This window comes from [Clostridium] clostridioforme AGR2157 (assembly GCF_000424325.1).
Lineage (GTDB): Bacteria > Bacillota > Clostridia > Lachnospirales > Lachnospiraceae > Enterocloster > Enterocloster clostridioformis_A.
This window is the reverse complement of record NZ_AUJR01000064.1, coordinates 1-23,263: the sequence shown is the minus strand read 5'-3', so window position 1 is coordinate 23,263 and position 23,263 is coordinate 1. Positions and strand designations below refer to the sequence as shown.

Genomic DNA, 23,263 nt, shown 5'->3' with positions numbered 1-23,263 from the left:
CTCTGCTTGACTTTCTCTCCCATCTGCTTCATACTACATTTATTACAGATGGGAGGCAGTTGCAAATGAATCAAAGATATGTGGATGAACTCAGACAAAAATACATCAAAAATCCTCCAGAAGGAATGACACCCAAACTGGTCAAGGACATGACCGATTCTGATTTATTGGATATGCATTACTTTTTAACTGAAGATGACGACCTCGACGATGATGGATGGGAAGAAGGGTTCTATATCGACCTGTTCTAAACCACCGTCTGTTTTCTATACCCTCCTTTGGCAGAATCATTAGTTTACATAACTTCGTTTCAGCAAGGACTTTCCTATAATATGAAAAAAGGGCCTAACTTTTTCAGTCAGGCCCACAAGCGGCCTCGGGCCATTTTGGCCCGATGCATGGGAATTGTCCTCCTTTCCGCCTCACAACGGAAAACGCCGCCCGTAGTCTCTACTTGGGCGGCGCTTGTCCGGTAACGTGATAAGCTCATATTTTATTTTTTCCCTTGTTTACGGGGTATATAGTCACTTTCCTTTTAACAGCGGCCCAACCCGTCCCTGAAGGATGGCAGGGCCGTACCCGGCCGCCGCCGGCCGTCTTTGTTATGCCAGGCTTCTCATTTCCTCAATCTGAGCCTCAGTCAGGTTCAAAATATCGCTGTTGTCCATGGACGTGCTGGAATCCTCGATCAGAATCATCTTGGTGTCCTTGCGGGTGATGGTGTTGTGCCATAAAGTGGCCGGGATGTTATAAACCTTGTCCTTTTCCATCTTCACAGCGCCGAACTCCAGTCCGCCGTTTACCTCGTTGGCGTATACCAGCGTGCAGGAACCTTCCACCAGCACGAACAGCTCGTCGGTCTTGTTGTGGCGCTCCAGGCAGTCGATACCGGTTACGTCGTTAGCCGGCTTCCAGTTCTTGATGCCCACGGTCCACTTCTCGTTCTCAAATACGCGCTGCATTCCCTTGCCGTTAAACTCATAGTTCAAAATGGTCATTGTCTTATCCTCCAAAATGATTCCTGTTTTATTTGAGCAGCTCTTTTACCGTTGCAGACACGTTGGCGGCGGTCAGACCGTAAGCCTCGAACAACTGATCCGGCTTGCCGGACTTGCCGAACTTGTCCTGAATCCCCACCATGCCGAACTTCGCGCCGTCATGGCCCGCCAGAACCTCCGCCACCGCGGAGCCAAGTCCGCCGATCACAGAGTGCTCCTCAACGGTTACGATAGCCTTGCAGGTCTCGTTCATCTTCAGCACAATGTCCTTGTCGATGGGCTTGATGGTGTGCATATTCACAACCGCTGCGCTGATTCCCTCTTTCTCCAGCTCGGTGGCAGCATCAAGAGCTTTGGGAATCATCAGTCCACAGGCGATGATGCAGACGTCATTTCCTTTCTTCATCACATTGGCCTTGCCAGGGATGAAGGGGGTGTCCGCTGTGGTGATATCATCGCATACGGGTCTTGCCACACGGATGTAAACCGGTCCGTCGATCTCGGCGGCGGCCATCACAGCCTTCTCGGTCTCAGCGGGATCACAGGGAACGAAGATGGTCATATAGGGCAACTCTCTCATGAGCGCGATATCCTCAATGGACTGGTGACTTCCGCCGTCTTCGCCCACGCAAAGGCCGGAGTGGGAGAAACCAAGCTTCACGTTGCAGTTTGTATAGCAGATGGAATTGCGGATCTGCTCAAATGCGCGGCCTGCGCCGAACAGGGCGAAGGTACTCACAAAGGGAACGTATCCGGTGTGCGCGAAGCCTGCGGCTGCGCACATCATGTTGGCCTCCGCAATACCCATGTTGAAGTGACGGTCCGGATAAGCATCCTTGAACATACAGGTCTGGGTGGCATGGGCCAGGTCGGCATCCAGTACCACTACTTTATCATTTTTAGCTCCTAATTTTACCAGTGCCTCACCATAAGCAACTCTCAATGACTTTCCCATTTACTCCACCTCCTGCTCGCTTAACGCCTTCTCAAACTGTTCTTTGTTCATGGGGCTGCCGTGCCATCCGAACTGGTCTTCCATGAAGGAAACGCCCTTGCCCTTGACGGTGTTGCAGCAGATGAATTTCGGCTTTCCGGATACAGGAGCCTTTAATGCCTTTACGATGGCCTGGATGTCATGGCCGTCTACCCTGAAGCACTCAAAGCCAAATGCGTCGAACTTCTTCATGATATTTCCCAGGCTCATAACCTCGTCATTGCTTCCATCGATCTGCAGTTTGTTGTAGTCCAGCATAAAGGTCAGGTTATCCAGCTTGTAGTGGGCAGAAGCCATCGCGGCCTCCCACACCAGGCCCTCCTGGCACTCTCCGTCGCCTAACACAGCGTATACTTTGTAATCCGCTTTCGCACGCTTTGCAGCCAGCGCCAGGCCCATTGCCAGGGAAGCGCCCTGTCCCAGGGAACCGGTGTTCACATCCACGCCCGGGGTCTTTATGCAGTCCGGATGGCCCTGTAAATGGCTGTCAATCTGACGCAGGCCCACTAAGTCTTCCTTTGGGAAGAAGCCCAGGTCGGCCAGGATCGCGTATAAGGCGGGGCAGGCATGGCCTTTGCTCAGCACAAAACGGTCGCGGTTGGGAGCTTTCGGGTTCTTGGGATCAACCTTCATCACCTCATAGTACAGCGCCATCAGCATTTCCACGCAGGAAAGTGACCCGCCGGGATGACCGGACTGGCAGGCATAAAGCATCTTCAGGATCTCTGCCCGCAACTCCTTTGCTTTCTTATCATACTGCATAATTGTTTCCTCCTCATTTATCGACGTCAATCCACCTTTGGCGGGACAGCTAACAGATTAACCTTTAACAGCACCGGCGGTCAGGCCTTCAACCAGCCGCTTCTGCGCAAAGAAGAACATGATACAAACCGGAATGATCGTGATGATGCCGCCTGCGGTCAGCAGATCCCACTGGACGCCCAGCTGGCCGATCAGGCTCTTTAGAGCCACCGGAATGGTGCGGGTGTCGGTGTTGGTGAACATCATTGCAAATGTATATTCGTTCCAGGATGTCATGAAAATGTAAACTCCGGTTGCTACCAGGCAGGGGCCCAAGATGGGAAGAATGATCTTCACAAACGCGGAACCTCTGTTGCATCCGTCCACCAGAGCCGCTTCCTCAAGGGACATGGGCAGATCGTTTAAAAAGCCCAAAAGCAGCCATACGGAGAACGGAATCGTAAATGTGGTGTAGGACAGTACCAGAGAGGTCGGGGTGTACAGCAGTCCCAGCTTACGCATAATGGTGTATAAGGGGATCAGCAGCAGCACCGTGGGGAACATATTGTTGCACAGGAAGGTGCACATCAACAGCTTTCTTCCCGCGAACTGGTATCTTGAAAATGCGTACGCCGCCAGCGTGGAAGCAGTCAGCGACACGATAGTGGTAAAGGAAGCCACGATAAAGCTGTTCTTCATGGCCGTCAGGAAATTCACCGTGGTGGTGAACAGCTTGCTGTATGCCTCGAAGGTCACGTGACTGGGCCAGTATGTAACCACCGCTCCGTAAAGCTCATCCTGGGGCTTCACAGAGGTCGCGAAGGTCCAGTAGAACGGAAACAGGATGAACACCATCAGGAGAATCAGCGGAACGAATACGATAAAAAAGCGTTTTACACTTGATTGCCTCTTCATGTACTCCCCCCCTCTTCCCTAAAGTTCATTTTCAAATACGGAATGGCTGCAACCAAAAGCAGTGCCGCCATCAGCAGCGCCATAGCCGAAGCGTATCCCAAATCCAGCGCGCTGCCCTTGTTGAAGATGTAAACGCTAAGCGTCTGTGTGGAATAGGCAGGTCCACCCTCCGTCATGTTGAAGATCACGTCCACGGAATTGGCCACCCAGATCACGCGCAGCAGTCCGGTGACAAAGATCGTGTTCTTGATGGACGGAAGCGTGACATAGAGCAGCTTCTGCCAGGCGGTAGCTCCGTCGATGTCGGCCGCCTCGTACATTTCCGTGGAAACGCCCTGCAAAGCCGCCAGCAGCATCAGGGCGAAGAATGGAATGCCCTGCCAGACGATGGTAACGATAACGCTTGGTAACGCCGTGCCCACCTGGGACAGGAACGGTATCTTGGACCCGATGGCATGTATTTTTAACAACAAGTCATTCAGCACGCCGAAGTTGCCGTCGTAAATCCAGCGCCACATAAGGCCGATCAAAACACCCGGTGTCACCCAGGGAATCATGCTCACCGCACGCACCGCTCCACGTCCAACGAACTTCTGATTCAGCAGAAGGGCGAGAATGAATCCGAACAGGAACTGAAAACCAACACCCGCCACTACCCACACAACGGTTCTCCAGAGCGCGCCCCAAAACAGAGGATCCCCGAAGGCTTTTGCATAGTTGGCAACTCCGTGAAAGGCAATCTCTTTCGGTCTGCGCAGGTCGTAATTTTGGAAACTCATGGTGATTGCGTTGATGACCGGTATGAACACCACGCACAAGATGATGAGAACTGCCGGAGCAACCAGCAGGTATGGCCATATGGATCGTTTCTTGACCATTGATCAAATCCTCCTTCTGATTTATGGGGCTGCAGTTTTTGTCGCACTCCACCGGTTAGTTACGGTTAGCGGTACAAGCCCTCCTGAAGGGTCTTCATGCACTGCTCGGCGGTGATGCTACCGGTCAGCGCCTGGGATACGGTGTTGGGCCACAGGGTGGAAATCCACTCGGTTGTGGTATCCAGGAGCGGCAGAATACCTGCGTAGCTCTGTCCGTCGATGGATGCCTTCATGAAACGGTTGTTCCGGAAGAAGTCGCCCGCCTGTACGGTCTTGCTGACCGGTACGTTGCCGGTGCCCTCACACCACATCTTCTGGCCTTCGCCCGCCGCTAAGTAGGATACCCATTCAAAGGCAGCCTCTTTATTCTGGCAGGACTCGAAAATAACGGTCTCGGTGTCGCCCATGGAGGTCCACTGGCCCTTGCCTGCCGGGAACGGGAATGCGGACACGTCGTTGCCGAAGGTCGCTTCCATATCTGCGGAGGAACCGGTGTGGTGAATGGTCATAGCGGTTAAGCCGGATTTAAAGCTTGCAATAATCTCGTTAAAGCCGTCGCTTGTAGCCGTCGGCGGTACATAGCCCTTGGTGTAAATGTCGATGAAGTCCTGCATCCCCCAAACTGCTTCTGGAGTGGTCATATCCTCAAAGTTGCCGCCGCGGCCGTAGATGAAGCTGCCCCACGGCTCCTGTCCGCCCTTGGCGCCTCTCATACCAAAGCCGTAAACATCGGTCTTACCGTCGCCGTTGGTATCCATGGTGCACTTCTCAATAGCGGTGAGGAATTCCTCGTAGGTCTTCGGAACCTCTACGCCGGCCGCCTCAAAGATAGACGGTCTGTAATATACGTACAATACCTGGATATTCCAGGGCATCACATAGATGCTGTCGCTACCTCCGGCCTGCTTCATGATATTATAAATATTGTCGTTGATATCGTCCTTCTTGTCCCAGCCGTCGATCATAGGAGTCAGATCAGCCAGCAGGTCGTTGTTCACGAACAGGGGGGTGGAGGTCAGCTTCCAGGTTGCACAGTCCACGTCGCCTCCGCCCATCTTGGCGTTGAACAGGTTCTCGGAGTATGCGCCGCCGTCCCAGGGACTTTCCTCGCCCACAACAGTGATTCCCTTGCCGTTCTCAGCGTTGAACTTGGCAATGATCTCCTGCATCAGTGCGGAATAGTCTGTGTTGTCCGCCCAGTAACGGAACTTGATGGTAACCGGAGCGCCGGCCCCCTCGGCCGCCTGGGTGGCGTCACCGCCTGCTACGGTAGTGTCTGCCGGCATCGCGTTCGTCTCTTTGCTGCCTGAGGAGCAACCTGCCAGCATCCCGGCCGCCATCAGAGCTGCCATGGTCACTGCCAGTGTTTTCTTTCCAAACAGTCTTTTTTTCATTTTCGTTCCTCCATTTCTCTTACATCATTTAATGTTTCCCACACATGCCGTTCGGCCTGAAATTTTGCTTCCACAAAATCGCCTCCGGCAATGGCTTTACAAATTCCCAGGTGGCTGCGTTTCGCCCGTCTAAAGCTTTCCAAATCGTCGTGGGTCTCTACATGGCTTCTGCGGATGGATTCGATGATAATCGGCACCACCCGGATTAGAACCTCGTTGTGCGTGCACTCCGCCACCCCGGTGTGGAACTGAACGTCCAGCTCTGCCCAAACCTTGCTGTTCACCTCACATCGGTCCATCTCCTCCACCAGCCGTTCCAGGTTCTTGACGTCCTGGGGCGTCGCTCTCTGGCATGCCAGACCTGCAATCTGCGGTTCGATCAACATACGCGTCTCAAATAGGTTCTCAATCAAATTCTCCTGATTGGTGAAATGCAGACCCAGAGGATCTTCCCCGATTCCGGTTTCCGCGCTGACAAAGGTTCCGCTGCCCTGGCGAATCACAACCACGTTCTCCGCTCTCAGGTACTTCATCGCCTCCCGCAGTGTGGAGCGGCTCACGCCGAACAGCCCTGCCAGCTCCTTTTCCGTGGGAAGCCTGTCACCGGGCTTCATCTGACGTTGGATGATCATGGTCTTGACCTTCTGGGCCGTCGCCATGGGAAGCACATCGATGTTTTGCGATTCTCTCAAATTTTTGCGCATTGGCTCCTCCTTCCCCGCGGTAAACACCGTCATCATTTTGTTACTTTTCAGTCAATATTTGCAAGCAATACTTGTGCACATTTTTGTATCATCTGTCCTTAGAGTATCATAACATATGATGTTTGTAAATAGCTTTTTAACTATTATTTTAATTTTACTCATATTTAAAGCGTATTTTTAGTGTTATTTGTCTATATTTTGCGTTTTTATCCCGCAAATTCATCATACCATTTATGGTCATTTCAAACAAATTGGTATGTTGTCTTTTGGTTTCCGGAAGCTCAGGGCAGCAACCGCTTTTTCTACTCTCAACTGTTGGAGGAAGCCAACTCTGATGAGCAAGCGGGGTTCCGGCGTGATTGCCGGGGATACCAGATATTACCTGGCGTGATTGGCGACCAGGGAGTCCTTCCGTTTTTCAAACAATAAACAGGAACGGGAGCACGCTGTATACCAGTGCTCCCGTTCCTGTTTATTCTTTTCCTGCTGACAAGACCATCTGATTTTCCGGTCTATTCCATCTGATTTTCCAGCCTATTTGTTGTCATCCTTATGGTCCTTCGTTATGTTGCCCAGCACCATCACCGCTGCCATGATGATGATAATGGCAGCAAAGATTCCGCCCATGCCTTTTCCCATGATTTCCAGGGCAATTCCCACATGTTCCATATTCATATGCTTCCTCCTTTGCCGCTATGTCCAGAGCCTGTCTGCACCTTTATTTCTGCCATTTCCTCACAATTTCTGCCATTGCCCTACAGATACTGGGACACAATGCTGATAACCAGTCCGCCTGCAATGACCGATGCCACCTGGCCCGATACATTGGTGCCCGCAGCCTGCATCAGTATGATATTGCCCGGTTCCTCCCTGGCAGCCATCTTCTGCACCACCCTGGAAGACATGGGGAAGGCAGATATGCCGCAGCCCCCAATCATGGGATTCACCGGTTTCTTACCTGCCATTTTAAGGAATACATTTACCAGCTTTGCAAAGAGCACGCCGCCGATTGTATCAAATACAAAGGCCACCAGGCCAAGGACCATAATCATCAATGTGGCCGGGTTCACAAACTGCTCCGCCCTCATGCTGAACGAAATGGTAATACCCAGAAGCAGGGTGATGATGTTGGCAAATTCGTTCTGGGCTGTCTGGCTCAGGCTTCCCAGAACGCCGCATTCCCTTAGAAGGTTTCCGAACATGAGGAAGCCAACCAGTGCCACGGACTGCGGAGATATCAGGCCCACTATGATAGTCACGGCGATGGGAAATGCAATGCGCAGCTGTTTATTCACACTCTTGGGATTGTACTCCATATGGATGCGGCGCTCCTTCCTGGTGGTCACCAGCCGTATGGCAAAAGGCTGGATAATGGGAACCAGGGCCATATAGGAATAGGCAGCCACCGCTATGGGGCCGATGTACCTGGACCCCAGAACCTGGGATACCAAGATGGAGGTGGGTCCGTCCGCAGCTCCAATGACGCCGATGGAGGCGGCATCCCTCAGATCAAAACCCATAAAACATGCAATGAGGATGGCTGCAAAGATTCCGAACTGGGCCGCCGCCCCGAACAGGAACAGTACCGGCTGGCTCAGCAATGGTCCAAAATCAATCATAGCGCCAATTCCGATAAAAAGCAGGATTGGCATGGCCTCCGAAGCCTCGATTCCGGTTTTGAACAGCCATTCTATGATTCCGGCCGCAGGTATCTTTCCCTGTACCATCTGGTCCACCACACCGGAATAAGGCAGGTTTACCAGTATGGCGCCAAAGCCCAGGGGCAGAAGAAGCGAAGGTTCATATTCCTTCTTAACCGCCAGCCAAATCAGGATAATTCCCACCACATACATGACTGCCTGCTGCCAGGTTACCGCCGTAATGCCTTCCAACAAAAAGCTCATTTACTTTCCCTCCTTTGTACCATGCCCTGAACGTCATTCTTCCTGTTCTTTTTTTGTCTCCTTAAGGGTCAGCTTCACCCATTCTATGACTCTGTCTTCCATTTCCAGTATCTCATAATCAGCTTCCGGCGTAACCACAGTCAGGGGAAGCTGTTCCCGGGACGGTATATACCCCAGCTGTTCCATTAAGTATCCGGACAGGGTATCACAGGAGCTGTCCATATGCAGGCGCATTTCCTCCTTCAAATCAAACAGGGTAATGCCGCCTGACACCCGGTAAACCTTATGAGGCTCCAGCTCCGTAAGCTCCGGCTCCTCCTCCTCGTATTCCTCATGGATATCACCCACGATCTCCTCAATCAGGTCCTCCAGAGTCACCATGCCGGACACGCCGCCATATTCGTCAATCAGAATCGCCAGTTTAATTTTATTTGCCTGCATCTCCCGGAACAAGGTGTCTGTCCTGCGGTTCTCCGGCACAAAATAGGCCGGCTTTAAGAGGGTGCGGACATCCAGTTTATCAAAGGAAGTCCTCCTGGCCTCAATAGTCAGTGCCTTTATGGACAGAACGCCTATGATGTTGTCAATCTCCCCTTCGTATACAGGAATCTTGGAATGCATGGATTCCAGAATCTCATCCAGGAATTCCTCCAGCGGCTCATTGATATCCAGGGCCACCATATCCTGTCTGGGCACCATCACTTCCTTGGCCCTCTTATCGTCAAAGGAAAATATGGACGTAATCATCTCCTTCTCAATGTCATTGAACACGCCTGCCTCACTTCCTGTCTCCAGCATGGACTTGATTTCTTCCTCGGACACATCTGTCTCCAGGTTCTCATTGTGCATGCCGATCAGCTTCAGGAAACCGCTGGTGGACAGGGAAAGCAGCTTTATAAAGGGATTCATGATACGCGATATATAGAAAATGGGACGTACGCAGAACAGGCTGAAGGCCTCCGCTTTCTGCAGGGCAATCCGTTTGGGCACCAGCTCACCGAACACCAGGTTAAAATAAGCCAGGATGATGGTCACCACAATGCCCGCCAGGGTCTGGCTGTAGGGTACGTTCCACTGTGCCATCCGCACCGCCAGCACCTGGGCGATACCGGTAGCCGCCGACGCACTGGAGAAAAAGCCCGCCAGGGTGATGGCCACCTGGATGGCGGACAGGAACACCGTTGAGTCCTTCATCAGGCGCTCTATGAGCGCTGCGTTTTTGTTGCCCTGCTCGGACAGGCGGTGGATCTTGTTCTTGTTGACAGATACCACTGCCATCTCCGAGCCTGCAAAGAATGCATTGATTAATGTCAGGATGACTAGGATTGTGATTTGGAATAAAATATTGGCCGCTTCAGGGTCAGATTCCATGGTGAATGATTCCTCCTTCATATTACATAGATTGATTTGGTTCAAGGACTATTATACATAAAGATTAGGAAAATGTCAGCTAAAGATTCCATTAAGATGCAGGGCTGAGGGCAGGACCGCTCCCATGGATGCAGAGGAAGGCCGCCGCGTCCTTCCACTTCCTGTTTTTGTCCTGCCGCTTCATATTCTCCTGATACAATTCAGACATCATCTGTCCGTCTCCCATATGTCCGCCCCCTTCTCTTACATAATTCCCTGCGTACTACCCTCTCACAAACTGCGCATTGTAAATATCCGCATAAAAACCATTCATTCCAAGAAGCTCCTCATGCCTGCCCTTTTCCACAATCTGACCGTCCCGCATGACCAGAATCACATCCGCCTCCCGGATAGTGGACAACCGATGGGCCACAATAAAGCTGGTCCTTCCCTCCATCATCTGCGCAAAGGCTTTCTGGACTTTGATTTCAGTCCTGGTGTCAATGGAGGATGTGGCCTCATCCAGTATAAGCATAGGAGGAAGACACAGCATGACCCTGGCAATGCAGAGCAGCTGTTTCTGTCCCTGGGACAGGTTTCCTCCGTCCTCGCTGATGACGGTGTCATATCCATCCGGCATCCGCATGATAAATCCATGGGCGTGAGCCTGTCTGGCTGCCTGGATGATTTCTTCCTCAGATGCTTCCGGATGTCCATAGGATATGTTGTCCCGGATGGTACCGGATTTAAGCCAGGTGTCCTGAAGCACCATGCCATAGCTGGTCCGCAGGCTCTCCCTTGTCACATCCCGTATGTCGGCCCCCTCCACCTTGATGGCGCCGGAATCCACATCGTAAAAACGCATAAGCAGGTTGATGATGGTGGTCTTGCCGCAGCCGGTAGGCCCTACGATGGCAACCCGCTGGCCGGGCTGTACCGACAGGTTGAAATCCTCAATCAGCCTTTTCTCAGGCGTATAGGAGAAGCACACCTGCTTAAGCTCCACACTGCCCTTTACGTCACAGAGCACCTCTGCATCCTCCCTGTCCTCTATTATGGTTTTCTCATCAATCAGCTCAAACACGCGGGCAGCGGACGCCAGGGCATTCTGCAGCTCTGTCACCACCCCTGATATCTCATTGAAGGGCTTTGTGTATTGGTTTGCATAGCTCAGGAAGCTGGTCAGCTGTCCCACGGTGATGAATCCCCGGATGGCCCCATAGGCGCCTGTAATGCCCACCGCGGCATAGACCAGGCTGTTTACAAACCGGGTGGCCGGGTTGGTGATGGATGAGAAAAAGGTGGCTCTCAGGCTGTATCCGGCCAGACGTTTATTAATCTCCTCAAACTGCTTCTGTGCCTCCTCCTGATGTCCAAAGGCCTGAACCACCTTCATATTGCCCAGCATCTCATCGGTCAGGGAGGTCAGCTCGCCCCTTGTCTCTGACTGCTTCCGGAACATGACAAAGGTCTTTTTGGCGATAAAGCTGGCCACAAACAGGGATATGGGCGTCAGCACCACCACCACTGCCGTGATGACAGGCTGGATGGAAAGCATGAACAGCAGCGTGCCCGCTATGGTCAGAACGCCTGTAAACAGCTGGGTAAATCCCATGAGAAGGCCCTCTGAGAACTGGTCTATGTCCGCTATAATCCGGCTTATAATATCACCGGATGGGTGGACATCTATAAAGCTTAGAGGCATCACCTCCAGATGGCTGAAGGCCCTGGTCCGAATATCCTTCACAACCCGGTAGGTGATAATGTTGTTGATATGGTTCATGAGCCACTGTGAGACAGACATAATTGCCACGGCTCCCAGTATTTTCATGATAATGCCCTTTAACCCGGCGAAATCCACATGTCCGGCCGAGACAATACGGTCCACGGCCTGGCCTGTCAGGATGGGTACGTAAAGGGTGAGGGCCACGGTGATGAGGGCCAGGAACAGGGAAAAAATGACGCTCCACTTGTACTGGCTGATATATTTCAGGATTCGTTTCAGGGTCTCCCTGCTCCTGTTTTTGTCCAATGCATGTTTCTTACTGCTCATCCCGTTCCACCTCCTCCTTTGAAAGCTGTGACAGGCATATTTCCCTGTATACCTGGCAGTCCTTAAGAAGCTCCTTATGGGTGCCCATGCCTGCCAGATGTCCCTCGTCCAGCACCAGGATGGTGTCTGCCCCCTTAATGGTAGTTGCCCGCTGGGATACAATAAATACGGTCATATCCCCGGTGTTCTCCCGGATGGCCTTTCTCAGCCTGGCGTCCGTGGCAAAATCCAGGGCCGAAGCGCTGTCGTCCATAATCAGGATTTCCGGCTTTCTCACCAGGGCCCTGGCTATGGTCAGCCTCTGGCGCTGGCCGCCTGAGAGATTACGGCCTCCCTGGTCAATGCAGAGGTCCAGGCCCTCTCCCTTTGAATCCACAAATTCCCGGGCCTGGGCCGTATCCAGGGCCTGGTAGATTTCCTCGTCCGAGGCATCCTGTTTTCCCCAGCGCATGTTGCCGCGCAGCGTTCCCTTAAACAGTACGGACTTCTGCGGAACCACTCCCGTCTTCTCCCTCAGCGTGTCCAGGGAATAGTCCTTTACATCCGTTCCGTCCACCAGCACCTGCCCTGCCGCGGCATCGTAAAACCTGGGAATCAGGTTCACCAGGGTGGATTTGCCGGAGCCGGTTCCGCCTATGACGCCTATGGTCTGTCCGGCCATGGCCCGGAAGGAAATATCCTTTAAGGCCGGTTCCTTAGCGCCTGCATACACGAATTCCATATTTTTAAATTCCACCTTTGGAATCCGTCCCCCGCGCTCCCCATCTGCAGAAACCCCGTTCTCATGGGACCCGGTGTTCACGGCTTCCGTTCCATCCCTTTTCCCCTTATCCTCAATGCTGCTCTCCACCTGGAATATGCTGTCCACCCGGTTCATGCAGGCAACGGCCTTGGATATAATGATAATCAGGTTTGCCATCTTTATGAGCTCCACCAGTATCTGGGACATGTAATTCACCAGGGCAATCACCTTTCCCTGGGTAATAATTCCGCTGTCCACCTGTTCAGCTCCCACCCATATAACTGCCACCACGGCTATGTTTATGATGACATAGGTCACAGGGTTTAACAGGGCGGATATCTTTCCCACAAATACCTGCATCCTGACCAGGTTTCCGTTTTCCCGGTCAAATTTCTCTGTCTCGCTTTTCTGCCTGTTAAAGGCGCGGATGACACGGACCCCCAGCAGGTTTTCCCTGGTGGTTAACAGCACCTTGTCCAGCTGTCTCTGTACGGATTTATAGAGAGGCATGCTGACTGCCATAATGCCGAACACCACCACGCAGAGCACCGGTATGGTGACCACGAATACAAAGGCCGAGCGCACGTCCACGGTAAAGGCCATAACCATAGCGCCAAATACCACAAAGGGTGATCGCAGCAGCAGGCGCAGCGTCATGTTGATGCCGCTCTGCACCTGGTTGATGTCGCTGGTCATCCTCGTGATGAGCGTGGCCGTACCCACTGTGTCTATCTCTGTATAGGACAATCTTCCTATATGGGAAAACAGGTCGTTGCGCAGGGAGGTGGCTGCTCCCGTGGCTGCCTTGGCGGCAAAATACTGGGCTGTCAGGGAGCATGCCAGGCCAATCAGGGCCAGAAGCACCAGAACGCCTCCCATCTTAAGAATATATCCGCTGTCCCTGCCCCGGATGCCCACGTCCACCATGCGGGCCACCACCAGGGGCACAAACAGTTCAAAGCTGGCCTCCAGCATCTTAAACAGCGGTCCCAGTAAGCTTTCTAGCTTGTAATCCTTCATATAGCTGAACAATCGTTTCATAATTGTCTTTCACCCCTCTGCCGGAATCCATTGTATTTTTTACACTGCCTGGTATTATAACATAGAATCAACCATATATAAAATGTTTTGTATATATGATATACGTTTAACGAATTGGAGGATTCCGGTCTTAAATCTGAAACAGATGGAATATTACTGCCATTGTCAACGAGGGGAGCATATCGGCGGCAGCCAAGGCGCCTGCCGGACCGTTTCACACAAAAAAGACAAAAACAGCCTGCCCCTTATCCAAAGAGCAGGCATGGTCCAATCATTCCGCAGTTTCCCCGGAAAACAGTTCCTTCCAGAAATAATTGATTTCCGCCCCGAAGAACAGGATGCACATGCAGAAATAGAGCCACAGAAGCAGCAGCACAATAGCTGTAAGGCTTCCGTACATATAGGAGTAATTCTTCCCCCCTATATGGCTGAAATACAAGGAAAAGGCAAAGGAGAAGGCCATCCACCCAACGGTGGAGAACACGGCTCCCGGAAGCTGGTCCCTGAGCTTCAGCCTCTTATCCGGCACAAAGGTATAGATTCCCAGGAAAAATATAATCAGTATCATCAGCGCCCACAGGGCCCTGAAATTAATGATGTGGGTGGTCACGTCCGCTATGATGGAAAAACGGCTCACCATGAACGCCTGAATCATGTTGCTGAACACCAGCAGGCCCAGGGACAGGATACACACCAGGATGAACACAATGGTGTATCCTGAGCAAATCAGCCTGTTAATCACATACCAGCGCTTTTCTCCGTGGCCGTTCACACGGTTCAGGCCCCTGGCCACGCTGAACATGCCGCGGCCCGCGGACCACAGGGCCGTGACGGCCGTGACGGAAATCATGGTTGCCGGGGATTTTAAGGACAGGTCATTTACCACCCGGAATGCCAGGGACTTGTAATCCACCGGCACCAGGCCCACAATCAATTCCATGAACCTGGCGTTGCTGATGCTTGGAATCATCTGGACCACTGTCAGAAGCAGCATGATAAAGGGCACCACGGAGAGTATGATAAAAAAGGAGACCTGGGCCGCGTAGACCGTCATCTCATCCTCAGCAAATTTATCATATACTCGTTTCCCTGCCACAATTATCCCAAACATAAAACCTCCGCTGCTATTAATATATTTCCCTGAAACTGCCCTCTTCAATCACCGAAATGTCTTCTGCTTCCATATGTTCAATGTGTATGAACCTTCCCTGCTCCAGATTCCTTAAGAATCGCCTAATAGCCAACGGATCTCCCTGGACCTCCATCTCCACATCACCGTTCCACAGATTCTTCACCCACCCGGTAAGGCCCAGGGGGCGGGCCAGGCAGCAGGAGGTGTACCTGAATCCCACCCCCTGTACCCTGCCGGAAAATATGATATGCTTCCTGACTTTTTTCATACAAATATCACCCAATCACATTTCCGGGAGTTCCATCCAGATAGTTTACCACATTGTCAAACACAATGACAGCCCGTTTTACCAGGGCTTCCTTGGTGGCAAATGCCACATGGGGCGTCACAATGGTGTTGGGCGCTGAAAACAGCGGGTGGTCCTTCCTGACCGGAGGTTCGTTTTCAAACACATCAATACAGGCGCCCGCAATCCTGCCCTCCTTCAGGGCCTTAGCCAGGGCAACACTGTCCACCACAGGCCCTCTGGCCGTGTTGATCAGCACCGCATTCTTCTTCATCAATCCGATGCGCTCCTCATTCATCAGTCCCCTGGTTTCCTCAGTGAGAGGGGTGTGGAGGGAAACCACGTCGCATTCTGCCAGCAGTGTCTCCAAATCCACATAGCGGACGCCAGGCACATTCTTGACTGTCCTGCTGTAAGCCAATACCCGGCATCCAAATGCCTGGGCTATGGCTGCCACACGAAGGCCGATGGCCCCGGTTCCTACCACGCCAAACTTCTTGCCTTCCAGTTCAAATCCTACCAGGCCGTCCTTGGTGCCTTCCTCCCGGCAGACTTTGTCGCAGGGAATCACATTCCTGTACAGGCTGATTAACATGCCGAACACCAGATCCGCCACAGCGCAGGTGGAATAGCCGGCGCAGTTACATACCATGACACCGTTCTTCCTGCACACATCCATGGCAATGTGGTCCACGCCTGTAAATGCCACAGCCAGAAGCTTTAAGTTTCTGCATCCTTCTATAACCTGAGCATTCAGAGGCAAATTGGATACCACGATGATTTCAGCATCCTTTCCGCGCTCTATAAGCTCTGCGGTATCCGTCGTCTTCGTATTGTAATACACAATCTCCACCCTGTCCCCAAGGGCCTCCTTTGCCATAGCCAAAAGCTTTCCTTCTTCCACGCCCAGCGGCTCGATGATTACCATTTTCATTGCATCTTCCTCCGTATCCTGTTGTCAGCTCCCCTTCAGGGGCTTCCTGACTTTTTATGCTATCAATTATATAGCAGGGGACAGGCTTTTACAAGAGATGATTTCCGCTTCTATTTCAGTTTACCAGAACCTCAATCTCGCACGCGATTCCACCCGGCAGGGCGTTGGTTCCAATGGCAGAACGTGCCGGAAGTCCTGCTTCGTCGCCGAAGCTCGGCAATCAGGTTGGAACCCCCGTTCACCACCTGGGGCTGCATCCCAAAGTCATCCGCACTGTTCACAAAAACCGCGGCCTTAAAACATCCCTTTAGCTCTGTCAGCGTCTCAGTTCCCCAGAAATCCATCCCTCTGCTGGCTCCACACTGTCTCCCATGCCTTCCGGGCTGCCCCGTTTTCACCTTTTCATCCATTTGAGTGAAGAAGTCGCTTGTGACAGCCATGACGGTCAGGTCATAGCTGCCCGTCTCGTCACCGTCATAACCGCTGTACCTGGAAACGGGGGAGATTCCTGCCCGGAACTGATGCCCGCTGTCATGGCACCCATTCCTTTCCAAGCTCCGCTGATATTATCTGCCGCGGAGCATATTTCTGCCATGTTACCATACAAAACATGACATCAGTATGTCATGTACCCTTCATCCATTTCAGGTATCCCTCAATGCCTCATCCATCTTTCATCCCGGGCTCAGCCAAAAACAAAGCATCTTTACCGGCAGCGCCTTACTTCATAAATGAATGGCTCATGATATAAAATTCTTCCTGGCTCGGAAGGTATTTTTTCTCCATCTTTTCCAGGCTGTCGTCGTATTGACGCGCCTCTTCTTCAGAGATAGCCATAACAGGACTGTCGTGGTAAATCCATCTCCTTCTGTCCAGTACATCGGGTATAAGCTCCCGGACCATCATTGCCGCGGGATAGGTTCCGTCCTCCAGGCAGATATTGAATTTTTTACAGCTTTTAAAACCGCTGCTCACATAATTTACCGGACTACCAAATATGACAATCACATCATATCCAAGGGACACTGCCTTCCCAAAGGAATGTTCCATCAGCATTTTCCCGTAGCCCCTTCTCTGGTATCCCGGAGCAACGCTAACAGGTCCGAATGTAAGAATCTCCTTTTCCTCCCCGGACTCATCAACCAGCCTGGCCTTTGTATACATGATGTTTCCGATGACCCGGCCATCCAGCTCAAGCACAAAATCCAGCTCCGGTATGAAATCCTCATGCCCCCGCATGACATGGACCAGGTAATGTTCACCGCATCCCGGTACATAAAGATTATAAAACGCTTTCCTGGTGATATCCTCTACCACTTTATAGTCTGATTCCTTTTCATTCCGTATCTTAATCATTCTAAATGCTCCTTCCAATTTCCTGCCGGACCTGTCCCATTCCGTCAGGGCACCCTATCCGGCAATACCATACCCGCGGCTCTCCAGAAGTCCCACTGCCCGCTCTAAATCATCTGCTTTTGTCAAAACATAATCCGTATTATACGTGGATACCACGAAAATCCCAATCTTATTTTCAGCTAAAACAGCTGATATTCCGGCCAGTATGCCAATCAGAGAAAAATCCAGTTCGCCCTGAATCCGGAACGCCCTCCATCCATCTTCCCTTGAAACCGTGTCCTCGGGAACGCTTTCAGTCCTGCACACCAGAGATATCTCCTCATCTGTCCTGCCCAGAAAAAACAGGTCGTCCTCCATCCTGGCCTGTCCCAGGTCCTTAAGCCTGCACACTGAAAATGCTCCCCCTATCACCTTTATTTCCATGCTCCTTCGTCTCCTTTTCCATGAATGATATCCGTGGCATCCCTCTTTTGTATCCTGTCTCCGATATCCCTTATTTGTATGTTTTACCTGTTTTCCTATTTTTATGAGTCCCGGCCGTCATAGGTTTCTGTCCTGTCCGTCATAGGTCTTTATGCACACTCAGCCACCCTATTTAAGTCATTTCACATCCTGCCTGAATCTTATCCTCCCAGCCAGCCGCTTCAGCGGCCTGACTGCCAGATGGTCCGCCACCATGGAACAAGCCAGGGATAAAAAGAAGGTCACAATGGTGGAAACCATGGTTCCCAATATATAATGGCGAGCCATCATATCCCTTAGAAGTACCGGATTCACATAATAGCTCAGGATAAGGAAATGAATCAGATAGATGGAAAAGCTGTACCTGCTGACGAATATTCCCAGCTTTCCCGCCCATACAGGCACCTTCCCGCCATAATATTCAAACAGAAGGAATACTCCGGCGCAAATGAACACCATGGCCGGTGACTTATGGGGATTCTGGGGTACCCACCATGAAAGGCAGATATCCGCAGCCACATCCATGGCCAGGCCGCAAACTGCCAGAAACGCGAATATAGGGAACTGTTCCTTCCTGCATAAACGCTTAAGCCCATATCCCAAAAGAAAATAGTAGACCCATCCTGTATACAGCACAAACTGGGCCCATGGCTTCACGTCCAGTTGAAGGATTTCTCCGGCCACCTCCACCACATGGATTCCCAGCATCAGGAACAGGAATATCTTCATTTCCCGGTCCGTCATATTCTTTACCATCCTGGACAGAAAAGGCGCGCAGATATAAAAAGACACAATGGCATACATAAACCACATATGGCCTGCCCTGGGAATCCCGGCTGTCAGCACCTGCCCCAGGTACCGCACGGCATGCTTCCAGAGAGGCAGAACCACTCCGTCCACATGGACATTATAACAATAGTAAATAAGGCCATAGACCAAAAAGGGAATTCCCACCGTAATAAGACGCTTTCTGTAAAACTCCCCGATGCGCTCTGTTCCATGTTCCAGCAAAAACATGCCGCTGAGCATAAAGTAGATTCCCACAAAGGACAGCAGGAAGGGCGTCATGATGCTGTTAAACCACCATTGGCGGGTGTTCATTGTCTCCACCGGCATGGCATGTACCATGATGATTGCCATGACCGAGACGGCCCGCAGGCAGTCATATCTTGGGTCCCTTTCTTTTGAATTGTGTTTTCCCGGTTTCTTCATGTCCTTTTCCGTCTGTCTCATATGTAAAACCTTTCTCTGCTGCAAAACTTACGATTTAATGCACAGTCTGTCCGTCTAGGCAAAGCTCCATGCCCACCCCCACTTCCTTCACATTCAAAGCCTCCATCATTCTGGCCTTTGCCCTCAGGGATACGCAGTGGCAGGGGTAGATTTGTTCCACCCCGCGGCATTTCAGATAGTCAATTGTGCGCTCCAGCCGTTCATCTGCATCAAAGAGATGGAATCCTCCTATGATGCCAAGAATCCGCTGCTGTCCGCATACCGTTTGGGCATATTGGACTATATTGCATATACCGCTGTGGGAACACCCTGTAATGATGAAAATGCCTTCCTCTCCTCTTAGTCATCCTGCCATTTCCCCCTTATCCTTGTCCTGCCAATGGCTTTTCTCGTTTCAAAGTCCACCGTATCCGGTATCTCCCCCAGAAATACCAGATGCTCCGAGATGTCTGCCGGCCTGTCACACGGCCTGTATCTGCATATGCCGGCCATGTCCGCAGCAGAGTAGGGCGCACCGATGGATTCCTCTCCAAACACCTTTTCATCAAAACAGGACGGATGGGCAATGACCTCCATCCCTGACAGTTCCAAACGCTCATTCATGAATTTGAGTCCCCTTGTGTGGTCATTATGACCATGGGAAAATACCATGTGTGTAACCAGGCCAAGGTCGATTCCAAGGGCCTCTGCATTTTTAAGGAGCACATCCGAATACCCGGCATCAAACAGCAGCCTGATGCCGTCACATTCAATGTAATAGCTGACCGCGGGTTCTCCCAGATAATACCTGTCTATGTAGGTGTTGTTATCCACCAATACCCTTAATTTCATCCCAACCGTACCTGCCTTCTTCAAAATAGTCTGATATCCTATTCTACCATAATCCCGCCTTGCCGTCCATGTTTCCATTTTGCTACATTCTATCAGTTTCTTCCTAATTCACCCTTTATTTATCTGATTCCTCCCCCGGATATCCTCCCTGTCACGTTGGGATAACAGCCTTTCAACCAAAAAAGAAATCACAAATACCACTGCCAGATTGAGAACAAACCTGCAGGCCGCAAACCGGATACCCAGGGCCGATACCTCAAAAAGCAGCAGCGGGATTCGGATACTCACACTGGAGCACAGGAAAATCAGTACATTGGAAATGCGCCCTCCTTTTTTTAGCAGCAGGCCGGCAATCGGAAGCAGCGCATATACAGGCACTGCTGTCAGCAATCCCATCAAAAGGGATATGCCCATCCCAGAGGGACCGGACCTGTCTCCCATCATTTTTATCATTCTATCCCTTTCAATCCATACATCCATCAGCCCCACACACAGAAATACCGTAACCAGATTCCATATAAACTGCCAAAGACCCGCGCCGGCGTAGGATACTATCTCCCCGGACCTTTCCGGAATAAAAATAAACACCGCCAGACACGCTGCTGCTGCCGCCTTCCAGGGCCTCATAGTCTCTGCCTTCATCACCTTATGCTTCATAATATTACCCCCAGCAGAAAGGATGTACCAAATGCGAACAAAAAAAACAGCAGGTTTCTCAATACCGCGGCTTTGGCTCCCATATATTTTGCCTCCAAGGGAATGGTGATTATACCTACCGTTGTCAATGTGGAAATAAATACAGCCATCTGTGCTGTCCCGGCCCCATTTTTAAGCAGATCGGCGGCCACCGGAAATACAGCCAGGACCGGTACAAGGGCTGCTGCCCCGGTAACCGCGGCCAGAAGCATTCCCCTTATTCCTGACTCTGTTCCAATAAGGGTTTGAACCGCCTTAGGCGGCAGGACAAAAAAAGCGGCTCCTGTAACCAGCAAAATGGTCAAAAAATTGGGCAGCACCCCCAGCATCATGAATACAGCCTTTCTGACTGCCCAATTCGTCTTCTTTCTGTCCTTTCGGAAAGATAAGGCCAGCAGGATTGCGGTAAGGCTGTAATAAAATATGGTAAAACCAGTGTTCATCCCTGACTCCTCCTTTATCTGTCTTTTTAATTGCATATACACGTCAATTATAATACAATACAGTCAGGAGGTAAGTTGCGCAGGCAACCAAATCACAATGAAAGAAAACATTCAGGACATCATGCAGGATAACATGCAGAATATCATCCGGGCCAAACTATTCTCCGGCCTTTCACAAAAAGATGTATGCCGTCTCCTGACCTGTCTGAAGGCACAGCCGGTTGGTTATGCCAGGGAGACGGTTGTGGTAGAGGAGGGCTGCCCGGTAAAAAAATTCGGTATTCTATTAAGGGGAAGGGGAAAATCATACAAAACAGATTCCCAGGGCCATACCCTTACGGTCACGCTTTTAAAAGAAGGAAGTGAAATCGGTGTCATCCTGGCCGCCAGTCCCGGCCGCAAAAGTCCGGTATCCGTAACCGTGGAACAGGGCAGTTCGGTCCTGTTCATCTCCTATAACCGGCTTATAAACAGTTGTACCAGAAACTGCCCCTGCCACAGGCAGACTTCATGTGTATTGTGGCAGAAAAAGGTCTGGTTCTTCACGAGCGGCTGGCCTGCCTGCTCCGCCCAACTGCCCGTGATAAGATTCTGACCTATCTGAAGAATTGTTCCGGTTTGCAAAATGGCGTTCCCTTTACCATACCTCTGGACAGAAACGCCATGGCTGAGTATCTGAACATGGATCGCAGCGCCCTTTCCAGGGAACTGTCCGGCATGAAAAAAGACGGAATCATTGATTATTACAAATCCACGTTCCGCCTGTTTCACTGACAAGTATTAAGCTGACTGACGGCAACATATGCTGCCGGAATAAGACCGGTATCAGGACACTATGTCCATACCGGTCATGTACAGAGGAATCACATTGATAACCGGCTCCTCATAGGGGTGGACTTTCTTTATGGCGGCCAGGGTTTCCTTTAACCGCCCGGTCCTGCATGTCACCTCTGCCTTCAGTTCCGGCTCCGTACTGATGGAGCCGCATTTACCGATAAACGGGCTGCTGCCCTCTAACGGCCTCCAGCAGCCTGTCACCGGACTGTATGACATGCAGCTGTCATAATTTCCTATATGCCCTGCGTCCACATCCTGCAATGCCTTCTGCAGTGCCTTTAAATGTGTTTCCGGTATGAATATCTCCAATTTACAACAGGTAAATGACTCCATAACATCCCGCCTTTCTCTGCCCTGAATTCCATTTTGCACTCGCTGGACGGACATCTCATGAGCGGCTTGGACTCAGGGCGTTTGTATATTAGTATACAGGAAATGGGCTGGGGTTACAAGGTTCTTGGTTTTCCCGCCATTGGAATCCCTTTACCCTGTCATGGTTTTTCCAACAAAACCGCAATCGTATCCCCTGTCCCATCATAAGTCCTTCCCGCGACATCCCCATATACACCGCTGACGCGAAATCCGCACTGAATTGCTTCTCTCTCCAATATTTCCTTGGTAAAGTATTGATTCCACAGATAATAGACCGCTGTGTCCTGTTCTGAGATCACTGCAACCTGTTCTAATGTGACGTCCTCTGTAAATTTACTGAACCTGTTTAATACCACATATCCCTGTTCCCGCCAAAATCCTCCGTCCGGATTCAGTTCCCAGGTATCCCCTTCCCGGAATGCCTCATACTTCTCCATGGAAAAAACATCCAAAAGCACCTTTCCGCCCGGTTTGATATCCAGTCCGCTCCTCTTTGCAGAATTCCTTGCATAATCAATGGAACTTTCTGAAAAGTCTACACCAGTCACCTGAAATCCCGCTTTGGCAAACCGTTCCGTGTACAGGCCCGGACCGCATCCAAGGTCTAAAAGTGCGCAGTAGTCCGCAGGCGGTACGGATGACTGATTCAATTGATTTTATCCGGGGATACTTCCCTGTAATCTCTCGGCGTACTTCCTTCCCTTCTGCGCTCTCCGCAGCTCCTTCACCAGCTCTTCTTTTTTCTCGATCCGTTTTTCTCTTTTCTGCTTATTCTCCTGATAGATCAACAGATCTATGATTTTTCCTCCGTTCATCCGATATGCCCTCAGCCTGGACATCTGATCCGCTCCTTTCCGGCTCCAGCCCATCGGACGGCTGCTCATCCGGCTTGACAGGACATGGCTCACCTGACCCTCTGCATGGCAGCCCCACACGGCACCTGCCTCTTCTGCATGGATTATTATCC

The 23,263-nt window shown here is 51.3% G+C and carries 26 protein-coding genes and 3 pseudogenes; 3 read left to right on the top strand and 26 right to left on the bottom strand.

Going from position 1 to position 23,263, the window contains the following annotated elements:
* Positions 1-65: 65 nt before the first annotated feature.
* Entirely contained in the window at positions 66-251 is a 186-nt protein-coding gene (locus tag G614_RS0120915) for a hypothetical protein (protein WP_027643217.1), read from the top strand.
* 351 nt (positions 252-602) lie between these two features.
* Here G614_RS0120915 and G614_RS0120910 read toward each other — a convergent pair whose 3' ends face one another.
* The 23 genes and pseudogenes from G614_RS0120910 to G614_RS0120795 form a co-directional block, all read right to left on the bottom strand.
* Positions 603-998, bottom strand: a complete 396-nt coding sequence (locus G614_RS0120910) for a cupin (protein WP_027643500.1) — start codon at positions 996-998, stop codon at positions 603-605.
* Between the two features lie 28 nt (positions 999-1,026).
* Complete coding sequence (locus tag G614_RS0120905; RefSeq protein ID WP_027643499.1) at positions 1,027-1,953, bottom strand: transketolase family protein; 927 nt, start codon at positions 1,951-1,953, stop codon at positions 1,027-1,029.
* A complete protein-coding gene (locus G614_RS0120900) occupies positions 1,954-2,754 on the bottom strand; it encodes a transketolase (protein WP_027643498.1) in 801 nt (266 codons plus the stop codon).
* 57 nt (positions 2,755-2,811) lie between these two features.
* Complete coding sequence (locus G614_RS0120895) at positions 2,812-3,648, bottom strand: carbohydrate ABC transporter permease (protein ID WP_027643497.1); 837 nt, start codon at positions 3,646-3,648, stop codon at positions 2,812-2,814.
* Positions 3,645-4,526 carry a carbohydrate ABC transporter permease gene (locus G614_RS0120890; protein WP_027643496.1) on the bottom strand — a complete coding sequence of 294 codons (882 nt, stop codon included), beginning with the start codon at positions 4,524-4,526 and terminating at the stop codon, positions 3,645-3,647. Before G614_RS0120890 ends, G614_RS0120895 begins: the two co-directional genes overlap by 4 nt.
* Before the next feature lie 65 nt (positions 4,527-4,591).
* Complete coding sequence (locus tag G614_RS0120885; protein ID WP_027643495.1) at positions 4,592-5,920, bottom strand: ABC transporter substrate-binding protein; 1,329 nt, start codon at positions 5,918-5,920, stop codon at positions 4,592-4,594.
* Entirely contained in the window at positions 5,917-6,624 is a 708-nt protein-coding gene (locus tag G614_RS0120880) for a FadR/GntR family transcriptional regulator (protein WP_027643494.1), read from the bottom strand. Before G614_RS0120880 ends, G614_RS0120885 begins: the two co-directional genes overlap by 4 nt.
* A 534-nt stretch (positions 6,625-7,158) precedes the next feature.
* Entirely contained in the window at positions 7,159-7,299 is a 141-nt protein-coding gene (locus G614_RS32035; RefSeq protein ID WP_166430227.1) for a hypothetical protein, read from the bottom strand.
* A gap of 80 nt (positions 7,300-7,379) precedes the next feature.
* The gene (locus G614_RS0120870; protein WP_027643493.1) at positions 7,380-8,528 is read right to left on the bottom strand and encodes a sodium ion-translocating decarboxylase subunit beta; all 1,149 of its coding nucleotides are present in this window, start codon (positions 8,526-8,528) and stop codon (positions 7,380-7,382) included.
* A gap of 33 nt (positions 8,529-8,561) precedes the next feature.
* On the bottom strand, positions 8,562-9,899 hold the full coding sequence (locus tag G614_RS0120865) for a hemolysin family protein (RefSeq protein ID WP_027643492.1): 1,338 nt from the start codon (positions 9,897-9,899) through the stop codon (positions 8,562-8,564).
* A 91-nt stretch (positions 9,900-9,990) separates the two neighbouring features.
* On the bottom strand, positions 9,991-10,125 hold the full coding sequence (locus G614_RS33420; RefSeq protein WP_278246008.1) for a hypothetical protein: 135 nt from the start codon (positions 10,123-10,125) through the stop codon (positions 9,991-9,993).
* A gap of 36 nt (positions 10,126-10,161) precedes the next feature.
* Positions 10,162-11,931 carry an ABC transporter ATP-binding protein gene (locus G614_RS0120855; RefSeq protein WP_027643491.1) on the bottom strand — a complete coding sequence of 590 codons (1,770 nt, stop codon included), beginning with the start codon at positions 11,929-11,931 and terminating at the stop codon, positions 10,162-10,164.
* Complete coding sequence (locus G614_RS0120850; RefSeq protein ID WP_027643490.1) at positions 11,921-13,714, bottom strand: ABC transporter ATP-binding protein; 1,794 nt, start codon at positions 13,712-13,714, stop codon at positions 11,921-11,923. Before G614_RS0120850 ends, G614_RS0120855 begins: the two co-directional genes overlap by 11 nt.
* A 271-nt stretch (positions 13,715-13,985) precedes the next feature.
* A complete protein-coding gene (locus G614_RS0120845) occupies positions 13,986-14,825 on the bottom strand; it encodes a YihY/virulence factor BrkB family protein (RefSeq protein WP_027643489.1) in 840 nt (279 codons plus the stop codon).
* A 16-nt stretch (positions 14,826-14,841) separates the two neighbouring features.
* Positions 14,842-15,114 (bottom strand): acylphosphatase, encoded by a 273-nt coding sequence (locus tag G614_RS0120840; protein WP_044918450.1) that lies wholly within the window; start codon positions 15,112-15,114, stop codon positions 14,842-14,844.
* Between the two features lie 7 nt (positions 15,115-15,121).
* Positions 15,122-16,066, bottom strand: coding sequence for a 2-hydroxyacid dehydrogenase (locus tag G614_RS0120835; RefSeq protein WP_027643487.1), 945 nt, complete (start codon positions 16,064-16,066; stop codon positions 15,122-15,124).
* A 115-nt stretch (positions 16,067-16,181) separates the two neighbouring features.
* Positions 16,182-16,356: pseudogene (locus G614_RS34680) on the bottom strand (RidA family protein); the annotation flags it as partial.
* Between the two features lie 430 nt (positions 16,357-16,786).
* Positions 16,787-17,422, bottom strand: coding sequence for a GNAT family N-acetyltransferase (locus G614_RS0120820; protein ID WP_027643485.1), 636 nt, complete (start codon positions 17,420-17,422; stop codon positions 16,787-16,789).
* A gap of 54 nt (positions 17,423-17,476) precedes the next feature.
* A complete protein-coding gene (locus tag G614_RS0120815; RefSeq protein ID WP_027643484.1) occupies positions 17,477-17,845 on the bottom strand; it encodes an ACT domain-containing protein in 369 nt (122 codons plus the stop codon).
* A gap of 177 nt (positions 17,846-18,022) precedes the next feature.
* The gene (locus G614_RS0120810) at positions 18,023-19,117 is read right to left on the bottom strand and encodes an acyltransferase (protein WP_027643483.1); all 1,095 of its coding nucleotides are present in this window, start codon (positions 19,115-19,117) and stop codon (positions 18,023-18,025) included.
* Positions 19,118-19,151: 34 nt separating this feature from the next.
* Positions 19,152-19,948 (bottom strand): annotated as a pseudogene (locus G614_RS34675) (MBL fold metallo-hydrolase).
* A gap of 108 nt (positions 19,949-20,056) precedes the next feature.
* Entirely contained in the window at positions 20,057-20,605 is a 549-nt protein-coding gene (locus G614_RS0120800; RefSeq protein WP_027643482.1) for a permease, read from the bottom strand.
* Positions 20,602-21,087 (bottom strand): hypothetical protein, encoded by a 486-nt coding sequence (locus G614_RS0120795; RefSeq protein WP_027643481.1) that lies wholly within the window; start codon positions 21,085-21,087, stop codon positions 20,602-20,604. Before G614_RS0120795 ends, G614_RS0120800 begins: the two co-directional genes overlap by 4 nt.
* Positions 21,088-21,184: 97 nt before the next feature.
* Here G614_RS0120795 and G614_RS33040 point away from each other — a divergent pair, with 97 nt between their 5' ends.
* The gene (locus tag G614_RS33040) at positions 21,185-21,682 is read left to right on the top strand and encodes a Crp/Fnr family transcriptional regulator (RefSeq protein ID WP_242828167.1); all 498 of its coding nucleotides are present in this window, start codon (positions 21,185-21,187) and stop codon (positions 21,680-21,682) included.
* Between the two features lie 23 nt (positions 21,683-21,705).
* On the top strand, positions 21,706-21,861 hold the full coding sequence (locus G614_RS33925; protein WP_330367021.1) for a helix-turn-helix domain-containing protein: 156 nt from the start codon (positions 21,706-21,708) through the stop codon (positions 21,859-21,861).
* A 51-nt stretch (positions 21,862-21,912) separates the two neighbouring features.
* Here G614_RS33925 and G614_RS0120785 read toward each other — a convergent pair whose 3' ends face one another.
* The 3 genes and pseudogenes from G614_RS0120785 to G614_RS33920 form a co-directional block, all read right to left on the bottom strand.
* Complete coding sequence (locus tag G614_RS0120785) at positions 21,913-22,257, bottom strand: cytochrome c biogenesis protein (RefSeq protein ID WP_027643480.1); 345 nt, start codon at positions 22,255-22,257, stop codon at positions 21,913-21,915.
* A 158-nt stretch (positions 22,258-22,415) separates the two neighbouring features.
* A complete protein-coding gene (locus G614_RS28290) occupies positions 22,416-22,946 on the bottom strand; it encodes a class I SAM-dependent methyltransferase (RefSeq protein ID WP_049948088.1) in 531 nt (176 codons plus the stop codon).
* 147 nt (positions 22,947-23,093) lie between these two features.
* Positions 23,094-23,263, bottom strand: a pseudogene (locus G614_RS33920) (UPF0236 family transposase-like protein); the annotation flags it as partial.

What these genes read in the sequence shown, in the direction of transcription:
- G614_RS0120915 (WP_027643217.1), top strand. Translation starts at nt 66, where the DNA reads ATGAATCAAAGATATGTGGATGAACTCAGACAAAAATACATCAAAAAT.
- G614_RS0120910 (WP_027643500.1), bottom strand. Translation starts at nt 998, where the DNA reads ATGACCATTTTGAACTATGAGTTTAACGGCAAGGGAATGCAGCGCGTA.
- G614_RS0120905 (WP_027643499.1), bottom strand. Translation starts at nt 1,953, where the DNA reads ATGGGAAAGTCATTGAGAGTTGCTTATGGTGAGGCACTGGTAAAATTA.
- G614_RS0120900 (WP_027643498.1), bottom strand. Translation starts at nt 2,754, where the DNA reads ATGCAGTATGATAAGAAAGCAAAGGAGTTGCGGGCAGAGATCCTGAAG.
- G614_RS0120895 (WP_027643497.1), bottom strand. Translation starts at nt 3,648, where the DNA reads ATGAAGAGGCAATCAAGTGTAAAACGCTTTTTTATCGTATTCGTTCCG.
- G614_RS0120890 (WP_027643496.1), bottom strand. Translation starts at nt 4,526, where the DNA reads ATGGTCAAGAAACGATCCATATGGCCATACCTGCTGGTTGCTCCGGCA.
- G614_RS0120885 (WP_027643495.1), bottom strand. Translation starts at nt 5,920, where the DNA reads ATGAAAAAAAGACTGTTTGGAAAGAAAACACTGGCAGTGACCATGGCA.
- G614_RS0120880 (WP_027643494.1), bottom strand. Translation starts at nt 6,624, where the DNA reads ATGCGCAAAAATTTGAGAGAATCGCAAAACATCGATGTGCTTCCCATG.
- G614_RS32035 (WP_166430227.1), bottom strand. Translation starts at nt 7,299, where the DNA reads ATGAATATGGAACATGTGGGAATTGCCCTGGAAATCATGGGAAAAGGC.
- G614_RS0120870 (WP_027643493.1), bottom strand. Translation starts at nt 8,528, where the DNA reads ATGAGCTTTTTGTTGGAAGGCATTACGGCGGTAACCTGGCAGCAGGCA.
- G614_RS0120865 (WP_027643492.1), bottom strand. Translation starts at nt 9,899, where the DNA reads ATGGAATCTGACCCTGAAGCGGCCAATATTTTATTCCAAATCACAATC.
- G614_RS33420 (WP_278246008.1), bottom strand. Translation starts at nt 10,125, where the DNA reads ATGGGAGACGGACAGATGATGTCTGAATTGTATCAGGAGAATATGAAG.
- G614_RS0120855 (WP_027643491.1), bottom strand. Translation starts at nt 11,931, where the DNA reads ATGAGCAGTAAGAAACATGCATTGGACAAAAACAGGAGCAGGGAGACC.
- G614_RS0120850 (WP_027643490.1), bottom strand. Translation starts at nt 13,714, where the DNA reads ATGAAACGATTGTTCAGCTATATGAAGGATTACAAGCTAGAAAGCTTA.
- G614_RS0120845 (WP_027643489.1), bottom strand. Translation starts at nt 14,825, where the DNA reads ATGTTTGGGATAATTGTGGCAGGGAAACGAGTATATGATAAATTTGCT.
- G614_RS0120840 (WP_044918450.1), bottom strand. Translation starts at nt 15,114, where the DNA reads ATGAAAAAAGTCAGGAAGCATATCATATTTTCCGGCAGGGTACAGGGG.
- G614_RS0120835 (WP_027643487.1), bottom strand. Translation starts at nt 16,066, where the DNA reads ATGAAAATGGTAATCATCGAGCCGCTGGGCGTGGAAGAAGGAAAGCTT.
- G614_RS0120820 (WP_027643485.1), bottom strand. Translation starts at nt 17,422, where the DNA reads ATGATTAAGATACGGAATGAAAAGGAATCAGACTATAAAGTGGTAGAG.
- G614_RS0120815 (WP_027643484.1), bottom strand. Translation starts at nt 17,845, where the DNA reads ATGGAAATAAAGGTGATAGGGGGAGCATTTTCAGTGTGCAGGCTTAAG.
- G614_RS0120810 (WP_027643483.1), bottom strand. Translation starts at nt 19,117, where the DNA reads ATGAGACAGACGGAAAAGGACATGAAGAAACCGGGAAAACACAATTCA.
- G614_RS0120800 (WP_027643482.1), bottom strand. Translation starts at nt 20,605, where the DNA reads ATGAAGCATAAGGTGATGAAGGCAGAGACTATGAGGCCCTGGAAGGCG.
- G614_RS0120795 (WP_027643481.1), bottom strand. Translation starts at nt 21,087, where the DNA reads ATGAACACTGGTTTTACCATATTTTATTACAGCCTTACCGCAATCCTG.
- G614_RS33040 (WP_242828167.1), top strand. Translation starts at nt 21,185, where the DNA reads ATGAAAGAAAACATTCAGGACATCATGCAGGATAACATGCAGAATATC.
- G614_RS0120785 (WP_027643480.1), bottom strand. Translation starts at nt 22,257, where the DNA reads ATGGAGTCATTTACCTGTTGTAAATTGGAGATATTCATACCGGAAACA.